At 71.3% G+C, this 2943-nt stretch carries 3 protein-coding genes; all 3 read left to right on the top strand.

Annotated elements, in window-relative coordinates; genetic code table 11:
* Positions 1–1190 (top strand): ergothioneine biosynthesis protein EgtB (egtB, locus tag KUTG_RS09375; protein ID WP_043716385.1); only part of this gene is annotated, 1190 nt, incomplete at its 5' end.
* A 5-nt stretch (positions 1191–1195) separates the two neighbouring features.
* Complete coding sequence (gene egtC / locus KUTG_RS09370; RefSeq protein ID WP_043728754.1) at positions 1196–1957, top strand: ergothioneine biosynthesis protein EgtC; 762 nt, start codon at positions 1196–1198, stop codon at positions 1955–1957.
* On the top strand, positions 1954–2925 hold the full coding sequence (gene egtD, locus KUTG_RS09365) for an L-histidine N(alpha)-methyltransferase (protein ID WP_043716384.1): 972 nt from the start codon (positions 1954–1956) through the stop codon (positions 2923–2925). The genes egtC and egtD overlap by 4 nt, the downstream gene beginning before the upstream one ends.
* Positions 2926–2943 lie beyond the last annotated feature (18 nt).

Below are 2943 nucleotides of genomic sequence, written 5' to 3'. Positions count from 1 at the left end.
AGCTGATGTCGCCGCTGGTGTGGGACCTCGCCCACATCGGCAACCAGGAGGAGCTGTGGCTCGTCCGCGACGTCGGCGGGCGGGACCCGGTGCGCCAGGACATCGACGAGCTGTACGACGCGTTCCAGCATCCGAGGGCCGAGCGGCCGTCGCTGCCGCTGCTCAACCCGACCGAGGCCCGCACCTACGTGCGTGAGGTGCGGGACAAGGTGTTCGACGTGCTGGACCGCACGCCGCTGGAGGGCCGCGAGCTCGTCGAGAACGGCTTCGCCTTCGGCATGATCGTGCAGCACGAGCAGCAGCACGACGAGACCATGCTGGCCACCCACCAGCTCCGCAAGGGCAATCCCGTCCTGCACGCCCCCAACCCGCCGGCGGCCCCGGCGGAGCGGCTGCCGGCCGAGGTGTTCGTGCCGGGCGGTTCGTTCGAGATGGGCACCTCGCTCGAACCGTGGGCCCTGGACAACGAGCGCCCGGCCCATCAGGTGCACGTCGACTCGTTCTGGATCGACACCGTGCCGGTGAGCAACGGGCACTACCTGGCCTTCATCGACGCCGGCGGCTACGACGACGCGCGCTGGTGGAGCGAGCGGGGCTGGGCCTACCGCACCGAGGCCGGCCTGACGTCGCCTCGGTTCTGGCACCGTGACGGGGACGGCTGGCAGCGCACCAGATTCGGTGTGGTGGAGCCGATTCCGGTCGACGAGCCGGTCGTGCACGTCAGCTACCACGAGGCCGAGGCCTACGCGGCGTGGGCCGGAAAGCGGCTGCCGACCGAGCCGGAATGGGAGAAGGCCGCCCGCTTCGACCCGGACACCGGTCGATCCCGCCGATATCCCTGGGGCGACGAGGATCCGACGGACGAGCACGCCAACCTCGGCCAGCGCCACCTGCGGCCGGCCCCGGTCGGCGCGTACCCGCTGGGGCAGTCGCCGCTGGGCGTGCGGCAGCTGGTCGGCGACGTGTGGGAGTGGCTCGACTCGGACTTCCGGCCCTATCCCGGCTTCAGGGCGTTCCCGTACAAGGAGTACTCCGAGGTGTTCTTCGGCGGGGACTACAAGATGCTGCGGGGCGGGTCGTTCGGCACCGACAAGGCGGCCGTGCGCGGCACCTTCCGCAACTGGGACCACCCGATCCGGCGGCAGATCTTCGCCGGCTTCCGGTGCGCCCGCGACCACCGGCCGGACTGACGCCGGTGTGCCGCCATCTGGGTTACCTGGGCCCCGCCGTGCCGCTGGCCGACCTGCTGCTGGCGCCGCCGCACTCGCTGCTGCGCCAGTCGTACGCGCCGCAGGACATGCGGCACGGCGGGACCATCAACGCCGACGGTTTCGGGGCCGGCTGGTTCGCGCCCGGCGAGAAGGCGCCGGTGCGCTACCGGCGGGCCGTGCCGATGTGGACCGACAGCGGCTTCGCCTCGCTGGCCGCGGCGACCAGGGCCACCGCCGTGGTCGCCGCGGCCCGCTCGGCGACCGTCGGCATGCCCGTGGTGGAGACGGCCAGCGCCCCTTTTGCCGAGGGGAGCTGGCTGTTCAGCCACAACGGCGTCGTGCGCGGCTGGCCGGACAGCGTTTCACTGCTGGCGCAACGACTTCCCGTGACCGACCTGATCACGCTCGACGCCCCGACCGACGCCGCCCTGCTGTGGGCGCTGGTCCGGCACCGCCTGCGGGCCGGCCAGGACCCCGTCGACGCCATCGAGGCCGTCATGCTGGAGGTCGCCGCGGCCGCGCCCGACTCCCGACTGAACCTGTTGCTGGGCAACGACGAACTGCTCGTTGCCACCGCGTGGTGGCACTCGCTGTGGGTGCGGCCCGGACCGGGCGCGGTGACCGTCGCGTCCGAGCCGATCGACGACGACCCGGCCTGGGTCGCCGTGCCCGACCACAGCATCGTGTTCGCCTCCAAGACCACTGTAGACATCCGACCCCTGGATCCAGGACGGCAGGAACCATGACCAACCCGGTAGTGGAAAACCACCTCACCGCCGACCACATGGCCCGCGCGCTGTGCAACGACGTGCGGGCCGGTCTGGCCGGCCCGCTGAAGTCGTTGCCGCCCAAGTGGTTCTACGACGCCGTCGGCAGCGATCTGTTCGAGCAGATCACCGAGCTGCCCGAGTACTACCCGACCCGGGCCGAACGGGAGGTGCTGCGGGCCCGAGCCGCGGAGATCGCTTCCGTGACCCAGGCCCGCACCCTCATCGAGCTCGGCTCCGGCTCGTCGGACAAGACCCGGACGCTGTTGGATGCCTTGCGGACCAACGGTTCCTTGAAGCAGTTCGTGCCCATGGACGTCTCCGAGAGCGCGCTGACGGCCGCCGCCGAGACCATCGTCGGCGAGTACCCAGGCCTGGCCGTGCATGCCGTGGTCGGGGACTTCACCGAGCACCTGGCCCTGTTGCCGGGTGACGGTGCCCGGCTGTTCGCCTTCCTCGGCGGCACCATCGGCAACCTCCTGCCGGCGGAGCGGGCCAAGTTCTTCGGCTCCATCCGCGCGGTTCTCGAGCCGGGGGAGTGGCTGCTGCTCGGCACCGACCTGGTCAAGGATCCCGGCGTCCTCGTGCCGGCCTACGACGACTCCGCCGGCGTCACCGCCGCGTTCAACCGCAATGTGCTGCGGGTCGTCAACCGCGAACTCGACGCCGACTTCGACGCGGACTCGTTCGAGCACGTGGCGCTGTGGGACTCGGACAACGAGTGGATCGAGATGCGCCTGCGGGCCCTGCGCCCCATGCACGTCGCCCTGCCCGGGGCGGGCATCGAGATCGACTTCGCCGAGGGCGAGGAGATGCGCACCGAGATCTCCGCCAAGTTCCGGCAGTCCCGCGTCGGCGACGAGCTGGCCGACGCCGGCTTCGGCCTGTCGCACTGGTGGACCGACAGCGCCGAGCGCTTCGCGGTCTCCCTGTCCCGCGCGGAGTAACGTCCTGCACCCATCGGC

It is taken from the genome of Kutzneria sp. 744 (assembly GCF_000568255.1).
In the GTDB taxonomy this organism is placed as follows: domain Bacteria; phylum Actinomycetota; class Actinomycetes; order Mycobacteriales; family Pseudonocardiaceae; genus Kutzneria.
This window is presented reverse-complemented; position numbering and strand designations above follow the sequence as displayed.